Raw genomic sequence first — 15,397 nt, forward strand, 5'->3', positions numbered from 1 at the left:
TTGCAAAAAACATGTTATTAAACATACGATAATGGTGATAATTTTATCATTAAAAAACAATCAGGTGATAAAAATATCACTATATTTGCATCATCAAATTAAACAAACATGTTGCGAAAGTCAACAAAACAGAGCAACGGACAAATATAATAAAAATATGACAAAAACACCTATTAAAACGAGAGTTTGCATCAAGGATACACTGCTAAGTATCCCTGTAGGCGAAACAATTGTAATAGAACGCAAGGATATTACAGACCGAAGCGTGGTCTATTCGGCAACTCGCCTAAACAAGAAAGGCTATAAATTCAAAACATCTGTAGCAGGCCGAATAGACAGCATAGCGGTAACCAGATTAAAATGAAAGAGTATGGCACGAGGACTAACAATAAGCAAGGTAGAGTCTGTCGAGAAACTCGTCATGAGCGAAGACGAGGCGATCAAGTACCTCGGTTGCTCTAAGAGGTTTATGAGGACGCTCCGAGAGAAAGCGGAGATCTCGTTCTCGAAATACGGAAAAACGTTTTTCTACGAGGTGAAAAGCATAAACCGGTTCTTGAATAGGCACAAAGTCGTTTAACGATTCAGGGTATAAGCCGAAAGCGTTCGGCTGGTGAAGGAAAGCGTTCCTGACCGGGTTCGAGTCCCGGATGCCCGCCAAAAAAGAGTTCTTTTACTTATTTCCACCTTAGTACTCGCCGAAAGGGAGTTGAAACGACAGGATAACAATCTACCTTATTAATGATGGTAATAAGGTTGGCGATATTGGATATCACGTCGTGTCTGTGAAATCCGGTTGACTTGTCCCGGATCGGTGTTAAACAGTCTATCGAATATCGCTTTAACATATTCCCGGTATGATGCGCGATGCAGCCGATCGAATCGGTTACCGGGCACAAGTAACTAATTGTATTAAAACATGAACATTTTCAAAGTAATCAAATTAAAAATAAGACAATGGTATATTAGAAGATTATTCTTCCGAATATACTTTGGTTTTCTAAAGAGGAGTAATGAAAATTACCCTTTTGAGAGAGCTGCTTATGACCTGGACAATATCATTGACTTTCTTAAACAGGCTTCAAATTCACACCAAATTTCGCATTTTGAACAGGATAAGGAGGAAGGACAACTGGAATAGAGAATCTAACCTTCGAAACATTTTCGTCTTTGGTTGTATTTCCACTGCCTATACTTCCTGCTACAATAGCAGACAGGACAGTGATCTTTCCTGCTATCTCATTAGATGAACCTACTGAAACTGATACCTCAAAATCAATATCTGAAACAGTTAATGCACTTAGTTCTTTTGATTGTATATGATTTTTATTATTCCAATTACCTGTAGGAGCAATTATAGCACCATTATTCAGTTCTTGTTGACACTCCTTGACAGCATTGGTTATATCAAAAATTACCCCTTTGATAAAATCTTTTAATTCCATATATTCTTAATATTTATGTTTAGCACCGTAAAGTTAAGAAAACCCTCCGAAAAAGCGTGAAGCTGCTGATCGAATTAGCCGGAGGGATCATAAACGGAGGTTCGCAGGTGGTAACGAATATGTCTGTAGCCGTTTTCATATTCGTTATGCTGTTCAATACAGCATCCTCCACTTTGTATTTTTTGTAATTGGTTTTTTATTGGTTTTATGTCTCTCTCGTCTGTGAAGATATAGCGAGTTTTTTTATTATCACGAATTATATACAAATTACCGGAGTCATCTGCGAAGACCGCTCCGGCTTTATCTGAAATTCAAAAATCAACGATATATGAAAGCAATTCAATTATTTATGTTTTCAGCTTCATTGCTGATTACTATTGCGCTATTCATTGGCGCATTCTTTAATCCCATTCATTTTGTAATGGGATCGATGTCTGCTTATCTCACGTGGGTTTTCTTCAAGGAAAAGCGATGGTAAGGGATATCTACATTATAGATCCGGAAGGGGAGCAAGACTTTGACGGATTTGAAGAAACGGAATATTCCGAAGATGTATATCAGAGGGAATGGGAGGCATCAACATTTAACTGGTAATAAAAATGAAAAATAAAAAATACCATGCCAACGGAAATTTGGCATATATTGAAACAATAAAAACGATTTCCGAGGCTGAATACAAAACAGGCAAATACCCTAATTGCAGGGTATCAGACAATGGAGTTATATGGGTGCGTGTTGGATTAAACGCTAAGTACCACGCCAACGGAATAATGGCATGGGGGATGCAATACGATGATTACGGGAGTCTTACACAACTCCATCCTTCAAAAAGAGAAGATGGATCATTAATTACATATTGAAGCAAATGCAAAGAATTAATTATTGAAATTATCAATGAAAATAAATATGATGAATAAGAACGAAATTTTAAATAGCGACTGTGATGTCCGCTATAGCACCGCCGGCAACCCTAACACGCCGGTAGAGGTGTTAACTGAACTGGCTAAGGATAGCGACTGTGATGTCCGCTATAGCACCGCCGGCAACCCTAACACGCCGGTAGAGGTGTTAACTGAACTGGCTAAGGATAGCGACTGTGATGTCCGCTATAGCACCGCCGGCAACCCTAACACGCCGGTAGAGGTGTTAACTGAACTGGCTAAGGATAGCGACTGTGATGTCCGCTATAGCACCGCCGGCAACCCTAACACGCCGGTAGAGGTGTTAACTGAACTGGCTAAGGATAGCGACTGTGATGTCCGCCGTAGCACCGCCGGCAACCCTAACACGCCGGTAGAGGTGTTAACTGAACTGGCTAAGGATAGCAACTGTGATGTCCGCCGTAGCACCGCCGGCAACCCTAACACGCCGGTAGAGGTGTTAACTGAACTGGCTAAGGATAGCGACTGTGATGTCCGCTGTAGCACCGCCGGCAATCCTAACACGCCGGGATATAAAGAAACAATCTACGATTTCATAGTTACTAAAAACTATGTAGCGGTAAAAGGCACTAATCATATGTGGTATAAACATAAATACCCCAAAATCGCACCATTTTATACTTGTGGATGTTTCTGCGGTTCAAGAGAACAACTTCTTGTAAGGATCTATTCGATTGATAATTTAAATTGTGATCCGGCAATAAGAGTTAGAATACTTAATGCTTTAGACAACAAATTCAAAGAAATATTTGGTCGGTAGATAAAAACAGAACATCCGAGGTGCAAACCTTGCCTCAGACCGGCAACCGCAAATCTTGTAAGTGGTAGACCTTGACATTTGCAAGGGTCCGGTAGGCAGGAGCACGGTAGGATGAGTATTAATAATCAATGTTTAATCAATTCCGCTGTTAAAGGGCAGCGTCCGGTGAGAGACCGGTTATTTGTTTTTATTTATTACGTTAACATCCCGGTGTGCTTTGGTCGGCTATCCGGGAGCAATTACCGCCGAGAGGCAGGAAAGACCCAAAAACATTTTATAAGTTAAACAGACAGCCGGGAAAGACCGGCAACCGGGCGCATGGCTCAATGGTAGAGCGTTCCTGAACGGGAAAGAAAGGGGTTCGATTCCCTGGCGTCCACAAATTAAAACTGAATAACATGAAGACAATAGACATTATTATCAATATCATGTCTGCTATTTCAAAAAAAAGACTTTAATATATTCCATATCAAACTAATAACTCCTATCGCACAACCGATATCAAGAGTGATGCAAAAGACTGGAAAACATCTTGTCTGCCATCGGTATCGTGTATGATACTTACAAAAATGATCAACTTTAAAATATAGAGCAATGGAAGAAAAGAATCAAGTAAATCAAGAATCAGAGGCATTAGCCATATTCGGTAAAGGTAAAACTATCTATCAGGTGGCTGGTAATGATGTTGCATTATCATTTGATATTGTGCGTAACTATCTTACTAAAGGTAACGGTCAAGTGTCTGACCAAGACATTGTACAATTTATAAGCATATGTAAATTCAACCAACTCAATCCGTTTCTTAACGAAGCCTATCTTGTTAAATTCGGGCAACAGCCTGCGCAAATGATCGTCAGCAAAGAAGCATTTTTCAAACGTGCTGATGCTAATGAGCAATATGAAGGCTTTAAAGCTGGAATAATCCTTATTAGAGATAATCAGATAGTCGAAGTAGAAGGGTGCTTCTTTAATGAAAAGACAGATACCCTCGTAGGTGGATGGTGTGAGGTTTACCGTTCTGATAGAAAATTCCCAATTGTAGCTAAGGTTAATCTTTCTGAGTATGACAAGAAGCAATCAATCTGGAACGAAAAGAAGTCTACTATGATTTCCAAGATTGCCAAAGTTCAGGCTTTACGTGAAGCGTTTCCTGCTCAACTTGGAACAATGTACACACAAGAAGAATCTGCTACAGTTCAGGATGTTGAATATGAAGAAATCAAGCCAAAGGACAGGCTGGCCGATTTGGCTGCTAAAGCTGCAGGAGTTGAAGAACCGAAAGTTGCTGCCCCTAAAGAGCAACCACAGGCTAATGCAAGCAAGCAACCGCAACAAAAGACTTTATTGTAATGGAAGCCCAGCAGGAGATATGGAAAGATGTAGTTGGGTATGAAGATTATTATCAAGTATCTAACTTTGGAAAAGTTTGTTCAAAAGATAGAACAACACTACATAAGGATGGAAAGAAAGTTTCATACAATGGAACTATGTTGACGGCATGTAATGATACACATGGATATTTGTTTGTAACATTATCTATCAATGGTAAAAGCCGAAAAGTAAAAGTTCATAGACTTGTTGCTATCGCATTTATTCCTAATCCGAGAAATAAACCTGAGATAGATCATGTGAATGCAAATAGGCACGATAACCGTGTTTCCAATTTGCGTTGGGTTACACGGCATGAGAATAATTCCAATCCAATATTCGTGCAAAGACAACGTGAAAGTCAATTAGGCAAAAGACATTCAGAACAGACAAAAAAGAAAATTGGAGAAAAATCAAAAGGGCATAGACTTTCATATCAATCAAGAATTAAAATAGCTGCCTCGAAAAATAGACCAGTTGAAATGCTTGATTTAAATGGTTGCCTTATTATGTCATTTGATTCCATACTGAATGCGTGTTCTTTTGCTGGAGTCACAAGCATGGCTATAATTAATGCATGTAATGGACGTACTAAGACAAGTGGTGGTTATAAATGGAGGTATAAATATGGAAATAAATAATGCTATACAGCGGAGTGATGAATGGCTAAAATTGCGGTTAGGGGTTTTGACCGGTTCTGAAATAGGCAAACTCATGAAATCATCCCGTAAAAATGGAGAGCTATTTGGGGACACCGCCCGTAGTTATATCTATAAAAAGGCAGCGGAGCGAGATTTGGTTGATGATGTTAAGAATGATGATGATATATGGGGTATGTACAAGAATCAATATTCTTTTTCCTCTAAAGCAATGGACTTTGGCACTGAATGGGAGTGGAAAGCCAGAGATTTGTATGAGAAAACAACAGGAAGGCGCATTGTGGAAGTAGGGTCGTGCAAACACCCTACTATACCAAACTTTGCAAGTAGTCCTGATGGCTATTTTTATGACGAGAACACAGGAGAAAAAGGATGCTTGGAGATAAAAGTACCCAATATCGATACTTATTATAAATATCGTACGGAAATCACTAAAGGTACAGATTTACTTACTGTAAATTCAGATTATTACTATCAGTGCCTTTCTCACATGGCATGTTGTGAAGCACAATGGACTGATTTTGTATGTTTTAATCCTTTTCTGAAACACAATATCCACATCGTCCGCATTCTACCCGATGAAAAAGTATTTGCTGAGATGGAGAAGCGTATCCGTGTTGCCAACGATATTATTGATGAATTAATTGATGCAGAATGATATGGTACAAATTTTAAGAGATATTCATCCTGTTGCCCGTAAAGAGCATAAATGTATGTTCTGTGGCGGAACGATAAAAGTTGGTCAAAAATACAACCGTCAAACAAATGTATATGATGGACAAATTTATGATTGGATAACGCATGAGGAATGTAGTATCATAGCGCACAAGCTCAATATGTATGACGGTTGTGATGATGATGGACTTGATGATGAATCATTTCTTGAGTATATAAAGCAGTATGTCTATGATAGCCACTATGATGATAGCATTGATGATATTGCCAAAGACTGGCAACTTTCATATTACGATATGGTAAAGAAAATATTAGAAGAACTTATAAAGCTTTAAATAATGGGAGAACTATTAATAAAAGAAACACAGCTTAACCGCATTATCCGTAAGACCGGAAGAAAGCCATGCGAATGCAAATGCTCGTTATGTAAGATGCAGTGCCACACTCCATGTCTTGGTACTCCGCAAGATATAGAGAACCTTATAGATACCGGATATGCCGATAAGTTAGCTCCGACCTTATGGGGTGCTGGCATGATAATGGGAGTCATTGATGTTCCAATCCCTATGATTCAAGCCATCGCTGGTGACGAATACTGTGTGTTTTTCCACAATGGCTTATGTGAACTTCACGACAAAGGATTGAAACCTACTGAAGGACGTTTATCACACCATTCAACACGCATTGATAATTTCAAAGCATCTAAAAGTATAGCTTGGAATGTCGCCAAAGAATGGCTTTCTGTAGATAATGCAGAGGTGATAGAACGTGTAGCGGATAAATATAGTAGAAACTTAAAGCGCGTAGAATAATTAAGCCGGATATTATAATCAAACAGTTAGATAATGGATGTTTTGATGTCCATGTCGATGATAAAAGCACAGAACAGCTATCATTTGACGAAATGCTTGGATTTGTTGCTCAATTGACTGTCCCTGAAAATAAAAGATGCCTTCAATGGCTTAAAACTAAAGAACAGCATGATGCTTTTAGAAATAGAAACTTAAAAACGATAGAGCGATGAACACCCAATTAGCAATCCAAGAAACCGACCTCGAATTGGTCGTTAGTGAAAAGACGTTAGGTAGTCTTACTACCAACGCAAAGCAAATCAGAGACATTGTAATGGCAAACCTGCCTAAGTACGATATATCCAACTACACGGATGATAACATTGACCAAGCAAAGAAAGACAAGGCAGCTCTCAACAAGGCTGCAAAAGCACTTAATGCCAAACGTCTTGAAATCGAAAAAGAGTTCATGAAACCCTTCGGAGAGTTCAAGGAGATTATTACAGAAACTGTAAAGCTGATTGGCGACTGCTCCGCTAAGATTGATACTGTGGTTAAACTGAATGAGCAGCAGTATAAAGACAAGAAAAAATCTACCATTAAAACCTATTTCGATGGAATGAACGTGAACCTTGTTGATTTCAACAAGGTATTCCGTCTCGAATGGCTCAACAAGTCAGCAAGCATGAAATCCGTCTGCAATGATATTGATGCCATATTTACTAAAGTTGAGAACGAGCTTTCTACGCTGAAAGGCTTTGGTGAGGACTTTGATGTTCTCCGTACCTACTATATGGATACACTGAATATCAATAATACTATTCAGTATGCCAATCGCTTGAAAGAACAGCGCGAACGTGCAAAAGCTGCCGAAGAAGCACGCATTAAAGCAGAACAGAATCGCAAGCAGGAGGAAGAAACACGTAGAATAGCCGAAGCTGAAAAGCTGGAATCACGCCCTGCCAATCCATTTGACAGAGCAAACCAAATGATAAACGAACAACCGGCTTTCATGGAACAACCCAAAGAACAGCCTGTATCAGTGCAGCCGGAGCTTCTCACCCGTGCTTTCAAGGTTACTACCACACGTGAGAATATTATTGCCCTCGGTGACTTCATGAATGAGAGAGGAATTGATTTCGATAAGATTGAAATTCCATGAACAGCTATGCAACTATGCAAGACCGACATACAAAATATTCAACAAGTCGATTACAAAACATCCGAAATGAGCACTTCCGAGTTATCTTCATTTATGGACAAGATGAAAATGTGGGCGCAATCAGAGTTAGGATGCTATCTACCCTACTTTGGTGATCCCGGATATGAGGAGATGGTATCAGAGTATAATGGAGTAACAAAACAGAAAAGGCTATTCAGCTCCTAAAGAATGGAGACATGAATAGTCTTTTTAATTGCAAAAAGTTAATTACTGAAATAATAAAAGAAAAATATGATCAAAGGTTATAAAGGGTTTGACAAAAACCTACAATGTAGAAACTTTCAATATAAAGTCGGTGAAACATTTGAAGAAAAAGGGACAATTAAAGCATGCGAAAGCGGTTTTCACTTTTGCGAAAATCCATTTAATGTATTCGATTATTATCCCCCTTCCGATAGTAGATATTGTAATGTTGAAGGTGATGGTAAAATAGATACAGACAATAGTGACAGTAAAGTCGCTTGCTCAAAACTACACATACATACCGAAATCGGATTAAGTGGTCTTATTTCCGCTGGAGTTAAATTTATACTTGACAAAGTAGATTGGGGGAACAACAAGGCCACCAACACCGGCGATCGGTCAGCCGCCACCAACACCGGCGATCGGTCAGCCGCCACCGTAGAAGGGAAAGACAGTATAGCTATCGTAACAGGATATGATAGTAAAGCCAAAGGAGCTATGGGCTGTTGGATTGTATTAACAGAAAGAGGTGATTGGGATGGGAATACTTATCCTATTATAGATGTACAGACGTTTAAAGTCGACGGAATATCAATTAAAGCCGATACATTTTATAAATTAAAAAACAGTAAACCTGTAGAAGCAGAATAGCTTATGAAACAATATCAACTCCCCGACTACCTGATAAAATCTTTCCTTCGACATGTATCAAAAATTGTAGATCATGTAGAAGATAAAGGCTGTAGTCGAGTAGCTGATGCAGTTCGACTAACTAAGAAGGATTTAAAGAAAATTGAATCACTTATTTCCAAATAAGAAAAATATGGAACTATGAGAGTAATACATGTTCATTTGATCTTTAAAAAACAAGATCATTTCTTTGGTAGTATTTCTGCCATATTTGATTATTTGAGTGAAGATGATATTGGAATGGCAAAATCCACCCTTATTCATTCTTTAGGCTCCGATACAATATGTACGGGGAGAGCGATAATAAAGAGACGGGAGATACTAAGGTGTAAACATAAGTAGAACTTCATGCGGTTAATAATTTAGGTTTTCACCCCCTGCCGTTCGTGAGAATATGCAGGGTGTTTAGGGGCGAAAGGTAGTAGATGTATATTAGATTGGTTCGATTCCGATCCGCCCCACATTGATATTGGAATTATGGATTTTGGATATGATATTCCGGATTTTGATCCGGATGATTACGACAATTATAATTATGATTAAGAGAGACAGAGTAATAGGAATAGATCCCGATTGTGACAAATCAGGAGTTACAGAGCTGCATGTTAAATCAAGGTGTTTAAACGTGACTAATCTTTCATTTCCTCTCCTTGTTGACTACTTAAAGTATATAAAAGAGGATTTTGTTGATCGTCAAAAAGAATCTATCATAATCGTTGTCGAAGCCGGCTGGATGAATGAAAGCAACTGGCACGCTACACGATCCACTCCGGCCGCCGCTGCTAAGATAGGTCAGAATACTGGTCGAAACCATGAGGTAGCTCATAAAATAGCTGAAATGGCAAGGCACATAGGACTGGAAGTTGACGAAATTAAACCTCTTAGAAAATGCTGGAAGGGTAAAGATGGGAAGATAACTCAAGAAGAACTATCTAAGATCGTTGGAGGATTGGATAAGAGGTTAAATCAGGATGCCAGGGATTCCTGCATCCTATCATGGGTTTATGCGGGATTACCAATAAAATTATAAATATGGCTAAGAAAGAAATTACTCATGCAAGGTGTAGTGATTGCATACACTCTAAACCGTTCTCCGAACTGGTCATTACCTGCAAAGAGAAGAAAATAAACTTGGTAGGGAACGCAATTAGGGTATGTTTATTGTTCAAAAAGAAATAGCAAGAAGTAAATATGAAAAGTTATCAATATGAAGAAATTGTAAATAGGCTAATCGAATTTCTTTCATCAATACTGTCTAAAGGAGGGGAAGAGGAATAAATATATGGATAATGGATTTATAATGCTATCTAGGAAGTTATTTTCCCACAGAATATGGAAAGCATCCCGGACGTTTTCGGAGTGCGAAGCGTGGATAGACTTAATACAGTCAGCACGATTTGAGGCAACCGTAACAATTGAACGTATCGGAGGTAGGGATATAACATATGAAAGAGGGCAATATCCTGCATCTATTAGTTTTCTCGCCAAGAGGTGGGGATGGAAATCAGAAAAAAAAGTTAGAAATTTCTTAGATATGCTCAAAAAAGAAGGTATGATAACCACTGACGCAAAACAGGGGATGAATATTATAACTCTTTGCAAATATGATGTTTATAACACTCCTAATAATGATCAGGGCGAGCCAAAGGGCAAGGGCGAGGGCATAGATATAGTAAAGAAAATAAGAGACTTAGAACATGCTCTGGGCAAGCTAACGGCAAGCATAGGGACATCAGTAGGGCAAGGCGAGGGCAACAATAATAAGAAAGTAAAGAAAGAAAAGAAAGAAAAGAATAATACAGAAGATTCTAACGAATCTCCTGTATGTGGGACTTCGCAGCCCCACGCCGAACATATCGACTACTCCGAACTTGTAAAATTCTTCAATGAGAAGACGCAAGGAGTATTTGGTAGTATACGGATGCCTCTGTCCGACAAACGAAAAGGAATGATCAACGCCCGTATCAAAACATACGGCAAAGAAACCTTTGCCAAAATGATACAAATGGCGTTAAACAGTGATTTTCTTAAAGGGCAGAACAAAAACGGCTGGCGAGCTTCTTTCGACTGGCTTATCAAACCAACGAATTTTGAGAAAGTAATATCAGGTAATTATGACAACAAAAATAGGACAAACAATAACGCAGGAGATCGAGACATGGAGGAGTTCTACAGAAGTATCGCCTCTGGAATCGCCCGCCAATCTTACGAAGAAGCAAAACGATGAATATTTCATCAGTCTGTATAACGGCAAAGAGGCTTCTCCAAATGAAATCGCAGTATCATTAGGCAGGTTAATGATGGCATTCCCTAAAATGAACAATGGATTCTTTGACCTATTGGCGGAAAGAATTGCAGCAAACAAATTTACGTCAAAGCGGTTATACGACGCTGTCAATAGCTTGATAGACAATTTTAACTATAAGGAATTGAACATTGCCGATATAATAAAATTCGACAAAAAAGCAAAATTGTATTCGTACAACGAAGTTTGTAGAATGGTGTCAAAAGGAGAAGTTTCTTTTTCGGATTTCGAAATACGAGAGGTGAACGGAGAATGCTATAGAGTCAAAAAAACCGATTTGATATCATGAAAATAAACGTATTCAACACCCAATGCCGTATCGGAAGCAAGATCAGATACAAGGGTAAAATCAGAGAAGTGTATGACATTAATCGACTCACGCACGAACTGTGTTTTTCGGGAAATGCTAAATGGGTAAGATGCACAGAAGTAGAATTATTAAACTCTATGGCACATGAAAAAGTATAGCAGTTGGGACGAGATAGACAAGGACACAGGCGGCCTTGTTACAAGTTTGACATACATCGTCCTGTTTATAAACGATCAGGTCTATAACTTCGAGATGCAGCTTTCCGATCACATTAAGGGATGCGGATTTTATCGTCAAAAGATCAAGATGCTGGTCAACAAAATGGATCGTCAAATGGCTGCATACAACAAACAAATATCCTTGACGGCAGGTGCAAATGTGGAAGCTATGGCTCTCATTACTCAGAGCATGGAGGATGATATCAAACCTCATATAGATCGTTACGGATTTACCGTTAGCCAAGCATTACATAATGCTGGATGCCATGGAGATTTGAACAAAGCCATCTCTATTTGTTTTACAGTAGACATGCTATGTCAGACATCTAAGATTGCCATTCGAGATTTCTTTACCAGCATAAGCAAGTACGTTCCATTAGCTTGCAATCCCCTTGAATATCTCTCAATGGATAAGATATTACACCTTGTTATAGAACTTACAGATGTACTTACTCCCAAAGAGATACATATGAATTTAAATGAATTACCAGAAATTACAACCGCTTATCAAGCTATAGCAAATAATATGCTGAAAACGGAAGTATTTGAAAAAGCTTTTGAATCATGCGAGATTGGAGAATAGAAGAAATAAAGCGTCTTGAAAAAGAGCGAGACCGAAACTTAGCGATACACTGCAATTATGTAGCGGCTAAGTATCAAAGGATGATTGATAAAATTAAGAAAGGAGATTTAAAATGAAACAGACAGTAGAAGAAGCCGCAAAAGACTATAATGATAGTTTTAAATGGAAAAGAGATACAGAGCAAATTCAGCAATATTGTATTGATAGTTTTATCGCCGGTGCGGAATGGCAGGCAAAGCAAGCACCGTGGATAAGCGTTGAGGAGCGGTTACCCAAAGAAAACGAACTTGTTCTTTGTAGAATGGTATCAAACGGAGCCATTGTGAGTGGATTCATCAATCCAATTCCAGGATGTCAACCACAAGTGTCAACATCGCCGGATTTTGAATTTGAAGATTATGGTGATTACACTTGTGATATGTGGATGTCCATCCCCTCTTTCGATGAGATAATCGAAGCCAACAAGGATGTACTAAAACGGATTAAAGAGAAAGGAGATTGACATGAAGAAGATATCGTTCTCAGATAAATATGGCTTAACCCAAGCCGTGTTGGATGGTCGAAAGACTATGACAAGAAGAGTAATTACATATCCTTCAAGATTCAGAGATGAAAACATAGCTGGTCTTTATAGATATGGTATAGTTTTAGGAGACCAACTAAACGTTGTCCTGTATGATGCAGATGAACGTCTTGATAGCTGTTACATATCTCCGAGATACAAGGTTGGAGAAGTTGTTGCCATTGCGCAAAGTTATAGTGATTGTGGTAATATGCCTGATTACGGGTTAGACGAAGATGGTTATCCTATAATGCTAAAGATAAGCGGATTTTTTAATAAGATGTTTGTCCGCGCTGACCTTATGCCCCACCACATCCGCATTACCAACATCAAGATAAAACGGTTGCAAGACATTTCCGACGGGGATTGCTTGAAAGAGGGCATTTACAAGCTTAATTCCGCGAACGGTAACGGTGGAATTGCGTACTCTTTTGTCGGCGCAAGTAGTAGCAAGCATATTGGTTTATATGCCTCTCCCCGTGAAGCCTTTGCCGCCCTCATAGATAAAGTCTCCGGCAAAGGTACGTGGGAGTCCAACCCTTATGTATTTGCTTACGAATTTGAACTGATTGATTAATATGATTATGGAAACCGTGGAACTGATAATTAAAGTCTCCATCTCTTTATTCAATGCCATTGCATTAGGATTTGTCCTAATCCTGGTAAGCAGATGGCATAGACGCATGGAGGACAAGCTGAATGAGATAAGGGAATATACCCGTAGGGTTTCAGACCGTGATGATGTTATTTATATGAATCAGCTTCAATGGCTGAAAAGTAAGTTGATTGAAGAGGAACGGTACGAGGAAGCCGCTAAAATCAATAAATGTATTGAGGATGAGTATAACAAATTAAAGAATAGAAAACATGAATCTAAATGAATTGCGCGACCGCGCCTATAAAACCGCCTGTGAGCACGGTTTCCATGATGAAGAATTGAGTAACGAACATTTTATTTGCCTTGTTATTAGCGAACTGATGGAAGCGGTAGAAGCAGATAGACAAGGACAAGATGGTAGAGCCAATGTGGTTGGATTCGAGACCTGCATAAAAAATGCCTATCAAGGCATTGTTCGGGACGATTGGTTTCTGAAAGTTTACAGAGCCGATATTAAAGGAAGTGTTGAAGAGGAACTTTCCGATGTGACCATACGTTTGCTTGATCTTGCGGGACTTCGCAAGATTGATTTATCCGAATTACAAGGACCGCTATTCGATAAATTAAATATTACCCCTGAATTTATCAGTTGGGAATTCCAGCTTAAAGAGATGAGCTTCACTGAAAGAATGTTCTTCCTATGCTCTCTCTTAACAAGCGGAGAAAGTATTGAAGATGTTGTCAGATCATCCATAGTGGTAACATTCTTGAACGCTAATATATTGAGGATTGATCTTCTTTGGCACATCGAACAGAAACAAAGATATAATGAATTAAGACCGGTGATGCACGGAAAAAAGTATTAACCCTCAATTAAAATAACGAGTTATGACAGTAGAAGAACTTATAAGTATCTTGGAGGAATACAATCCTAACGCCACAGTGATTTTAGATTGTGGCGATATGAACCAGGTGGAAGTCGATGACGCTTCGCAGACAAAAGATAAACGATATGTAGTAATTAGCTAACAACTAAAAAGAAGTAAATCATGGAAAAAATATATATAACAAAGTACGCACTGACAGGTGGAATAAAAGAGATAGAAGCCAATATAACCACTTATTCTACAAGTGATGGTAAAGGCACAGAGTATGCTCGTGAGCCTAATAGTTATGGTTCTTTTATAATAGGGAAAGAAGCATTCAGATCCCTTGAAGATGCTATTAAGAATGCTGAAGAGAAGAGACAGAAAAAGATTGCCTCGTTGAAGAAGCAGATCGAAAAGTTGGAAAAACTCTCATTTAAATAATAATATGATAGCACCTAATACTACGGTAGGTATTTAGAGTTTGACTCTGCGGAGGACGCTTTAAAGTGGTGGTGCTCCGGATTAAGCCAAAAGGTGTATCTGGCAAATAAGAAACAATTAGAAATTCAATTTAACAAGATATGAAACAAGCATTAGAAGAAGCAAAAGGAAAGATTCTCCGCTATTATCACGACTTTATTAACAAATGTCTCGAAGTTCACGGCATTGATCTAACAACAATCATCAGCGATTGTATAACCGCAGGATATGAATCGCGTTCTGGCGAAATCATAGAATTAAGAGAAAAATTAGATCAAAAGATGAGACAAAAGATTGAGTATGTGAAGTTGTACGATGAAGCTCAAGAAAAACTATATAAAGCAGGGATTGAAATACGTCCTATTCGAGAAAACGACCATTCACGCAATTCATAATTAAAAAACAATGAGCCAGGTATTAATTGACGAAACAAAGAAAGCCCTCGGATATACAGAGGTGCAGGTAAAGTGCGGAGATTGCAAGTATGCAAGCGAATATGAAGATCAGGGCGGTTTATGGAACTGGTCATGTGATTATAATAACGTGTGTTCGTTCTGCGTGAAGGCGTACGCACACTGTGATAAGTTTGAAAGAAGGATTAATCCATAATTAAAAAGAAACCTTAGTTTTGGCAGATAGGATTTCGATAAGATAAAAAAGATAGATTTGTAATATGTCAAACAATTGAAAGAAAGGAAGACAAAGAGTGAACCAGTAAAAAGATGGAATAAGATTCAT

24 protein-coding genes are annotated in these 15,397 nt (G+C 38.7%); 23 read left to right on the plus strand and 1 reads right to left on the minus strand.

Annotation, left to right across the window (positions count from 1 at the left end):
• The first annotated feature begins 31 nt into the window (after positions 1-31).
• Both H8S65_RS21005 and H8S65_RS04715 read left to right on the plus strand, forming a co-directional pair.
• Positions 32-364 carry a hypothetical protein gene (locus H8S65_RS21005; protein WP_255489028.1) on the plus strand — a complete coding sequence of 111 codons (333 nt, stop codon included), beginning with the start codon at positions 32-34 and terminating at the stop codon, positions 362-364.
• A 6-nt stretch (positions 365-370) separates the two neighbouring features.
• Positions 371-580 carry a helix-turn-helix domain-containing protein gene (locus H8S65_RS04715; RefSeq protein ID WP_186928859.1) on the plus strand — a complete coding sequence of 70 codons (210 nt, stop codon included), beginning with the start codon at positions 371-373 and terminating at the stop codon, positions 578-580.
• 490 nt (positions 581-1,070) lie between these two features.
• Here H8S65_RS04715 and H8S65_RS04720 read toward each other — a convergent pair whose 3' ends face one another.
• Positions 1,071-1,445 (minus strand): S8/S53 family peptidase, encoded by a 375-nt coding sequence (locus H8S65_RS04720; protein WP_186928860.1) that lies wholly within the window; start codon positions 1,443-1,445, stop codon positions 1,071-1,073.
• A gap of 328 nt (positions 1,446-1,773) precedes the next feature.
• Between H8S65_RS04720 and H8S65_RS04725 the strand changes: the two genes are divergently transcribed.
• The 21 genes from H8S65_RS04725 (at position 1,774) to H8S65_RS04825 (ending at position 15,268) form a co-directional block, all read left to right on the plus strand.
• On the plus strand, positions 1,774-1,923 hold the full coding sequence (locus H8S65_RS04725) for a hypothetical protein (RefSeq protein ID WP_186928861.1): 150 nt from the start codon (positions 1,774-1,776) through the stop codon (positions 1,921-1,923).
• Positions 1,924-2,044: 121 nt separating this feature from the next.
• Positions 2,045-2,305: a hypothetical protein gene (locus H8S65_RS04730; protein ID WP_186928862.1), complete on the plus strand. Its 261-nt coding sequence runs from the start codon at positions 2,045-2,047 to the stop codon at positions 2,303-2,305.
• 46 nt (positions 2,306-2,351) lie between these two features.
• Positions 2,352-3,146: a HEAT repeat domain-containing protein gene (locus H8S65_RS04735; RefSeq protein WP_186928863.1), complete on the plus strand. Its 795-nt coding sequence runs from the start codon at positions 2,352-2,354 to the stop codon at positions 3,144-3,146.
• A 594-nt stretch (positions 3,147-3,740) separates the two neighbouring features.
• Positions 3,741-4,496, plus strand: a complete 756-nt coding sequence (gene bet / locus H8S65_RS04740) for a phage recombination protein Bet (protein WP_186928864.1) — start codon at positions 3,741-3,743, stop codon at positions 4,494-4,496.
• A complete protein-coding gene (locus H8S65_RS04745) occupies positions 4,496-5,155 on the plus strand; it encodes an NUMOD4 domain-containing protein (protein WP_186928865.1) in 660 nt (219 codons plus the stop codon). The genes bet and H8S65_RS04745 overlap by 1 nt, the downstream gene beginning before the upstream one ends.
• A complete protein-coding gene (locus H8S65_RS04750) occupies positions 5,142-5,831 on the plus strand; it encodes a lambda exonuclease family protein (RefSeq protein ID WP_186928866.1) in 690 nt (229 codons plus the stop codon). Before H8S65_RS04745 ends, H8S65_RS04750 begins: the two co-directional genes overlap by 14 nt.
• Before the next feature lies 1 nt (position 5,832).
• A complete protein-coding gene (locus tag H8S65_RS04755; RefSeq protein ID WP_186928867.1) occupies positions 5,833-6,183 on the plus strand; it encodes a hypothetical protein in 351 nt (116 codons plus the stop codon).
• Between the two features lie 3 nt (positions 6,184-6,186).
• On the plus strand, positions 6,187-6,660 hold the full coding sequence (locus tag H8S65_RS04760) for a cupredoxin domain-containing protein (protein ID WP_186928868.1): 474 nt from the start codon (positions 6,187-6,189) through the stop codon (positions 6,658-6,660).
• A 208-nt stretch (positions 6,661-6,868) separates the two neighbouring features.
• On the plus strand, positions 6,869-7,801 hold the full coding sequence (locus H8S65_RS04765; protein ID WP_186928869.1) for a DUF1351 domain-containing protein: 933 nt from the start codon (positions 6,869-6,871) through the stop codon (positions 7,799-7,801).
• A 291-nt stretch (positions 7,802-8,092) separates the two neighbouring features.
• Complete coding sequence (locus tag H8S65_RS04770) at positions 8,093-8,695, plus strand: DUF7666 domain-containing protein (RefSeq protein WP_186928870.1); 603 nt, start codon at positions 8,093-8,095, stop codon at positions 8,693-8,695.
• 574 nt (positions 8,696-9,269) lie between these two features.
• Entirely contained in the window at positions 9,270-9,764 is a 495-nt protein-coding gene (locus H8S65_RS04775) for a hypothetical protein (RefSeq protein WP_148477748.1), read from the plus strand.
• A gap of 252 nt (positions 9,765-10,016) precedes the next feature.
• Positions 10,017-10,961: a hypothetical protein gene (locus tag H8S65_RS04780; protein ID WP_186928871.1), complete on the plus strand. Its 945-nt coding sequence runs from the start codon at positions 10,017-10,019 to the stop codon at positions 10,959-10,961.
• A gap of 532 nt (positions 10,962-11,493) precedes the next feature.
• Entirely contained in the window at positions 11,494-12,150 is a 657-nt protein-coding gene (locus H8S65_RS04785) for a hypothetical protein (protein WP_186928872.1), read from the plus strand.
• A 112-nt stretch (positions 12,151-12,262) separates the two neighbouring features.
• On the plus strand, positions 12,263-12,652 hold the full coding sequence (locus H8S65_RS04790; RefSeq protein WP_186928873.1) for a hypothetical protein: 390 nt from the start codon (positions 12,263-12,265) through the stop codon (positions 12,650-12,652).
• A gap of 1 nt (position 12,653) precedes the next feature.
• A complete protein-coding gene (locus H8S65_RS04795; protein WP_186928874.1) occupies positions 12,654-13,289 on the plus strand; it encodes a hypothetical protein in 636 nt (211 codons plus the stop codon).
• A 7-nt stretch (positions 13,290-13,296) separates the two neighbouring features.
• Entirely contained in the window at positions 13,297-13,593 is a 297-nt protein-coding gene (locus H8S65_RS04800) for a hypothetical protein (RefSeq protein ID WP_186928875.1), read from the plus strand.
• A complete protein-coding gene (locus tag H8S65_RS04805) occupies positions 13,571-14,176 on the plus strand; it encodes a nucleoside triphosphate pyrophosphohydrolase family protein (protein ID WP_186928884.1) in 606 nt (201 codons plus the stop codon). The genes H8S65_RS04800 and H8S65_RS04805 overlap by 23 nt, the downstream gene beginning before the upstream one ends.
• A gap of 22 nt (positions 14,177-14,198) precedes the next feature.
• Positions 14,199-14,339, plus strand: coding sequence for a hypothetical protein (locus tag H8S65_RS04810; protein WP_186928876.1), 141 nt, complete (start codon positions 14,199-14,201; stop codon positions 14,337-14,339).
• 20 nt (positions 14,340-14,359) lie between these two features.
• Entirely contained in the window at positions 14,360-14,620 is a 261-nt protein-coding gene (locus H8S65_RS04815) for a hypothetical protein (protein ID WP_186928877.1), read from the plus strand.
• A 140-nt stretch (positions 14,621-14,760) separates the two neighbouring features.
• Entirely contained in the window at positions 14,761-15,054 is a 294-nt protein-coding gene (locus H8S65_RS04820; protein ID WP_186928885.1) for a hypothetical protein, read from the plus strand.
• Positions 15,055-15,064: 10 nt separating this feature from the next.
• The gene (locus H8S65_RS04825; protein ID WP_186928878.1) at positions 15,065-15,268 is read left to right on the plus strand and encodes a hypothetical protein; all 204 of its coding nucleotides are present in this window, start codon (positions 15,065-15,067) and stop codon (positions 15,266-15,268) included.
• Positions 15,269-15,397: the final 129 nt, after the last annotated feature.

This window comes from Parabacteroides hominis, assembly GCF_014287585.1.
Lineage (GTDB): Bacteria > Bacteroidota > Bacteroidia > Bacteroidales > Tannerellaceae > Parabacteroides > Parabacteroides hominis.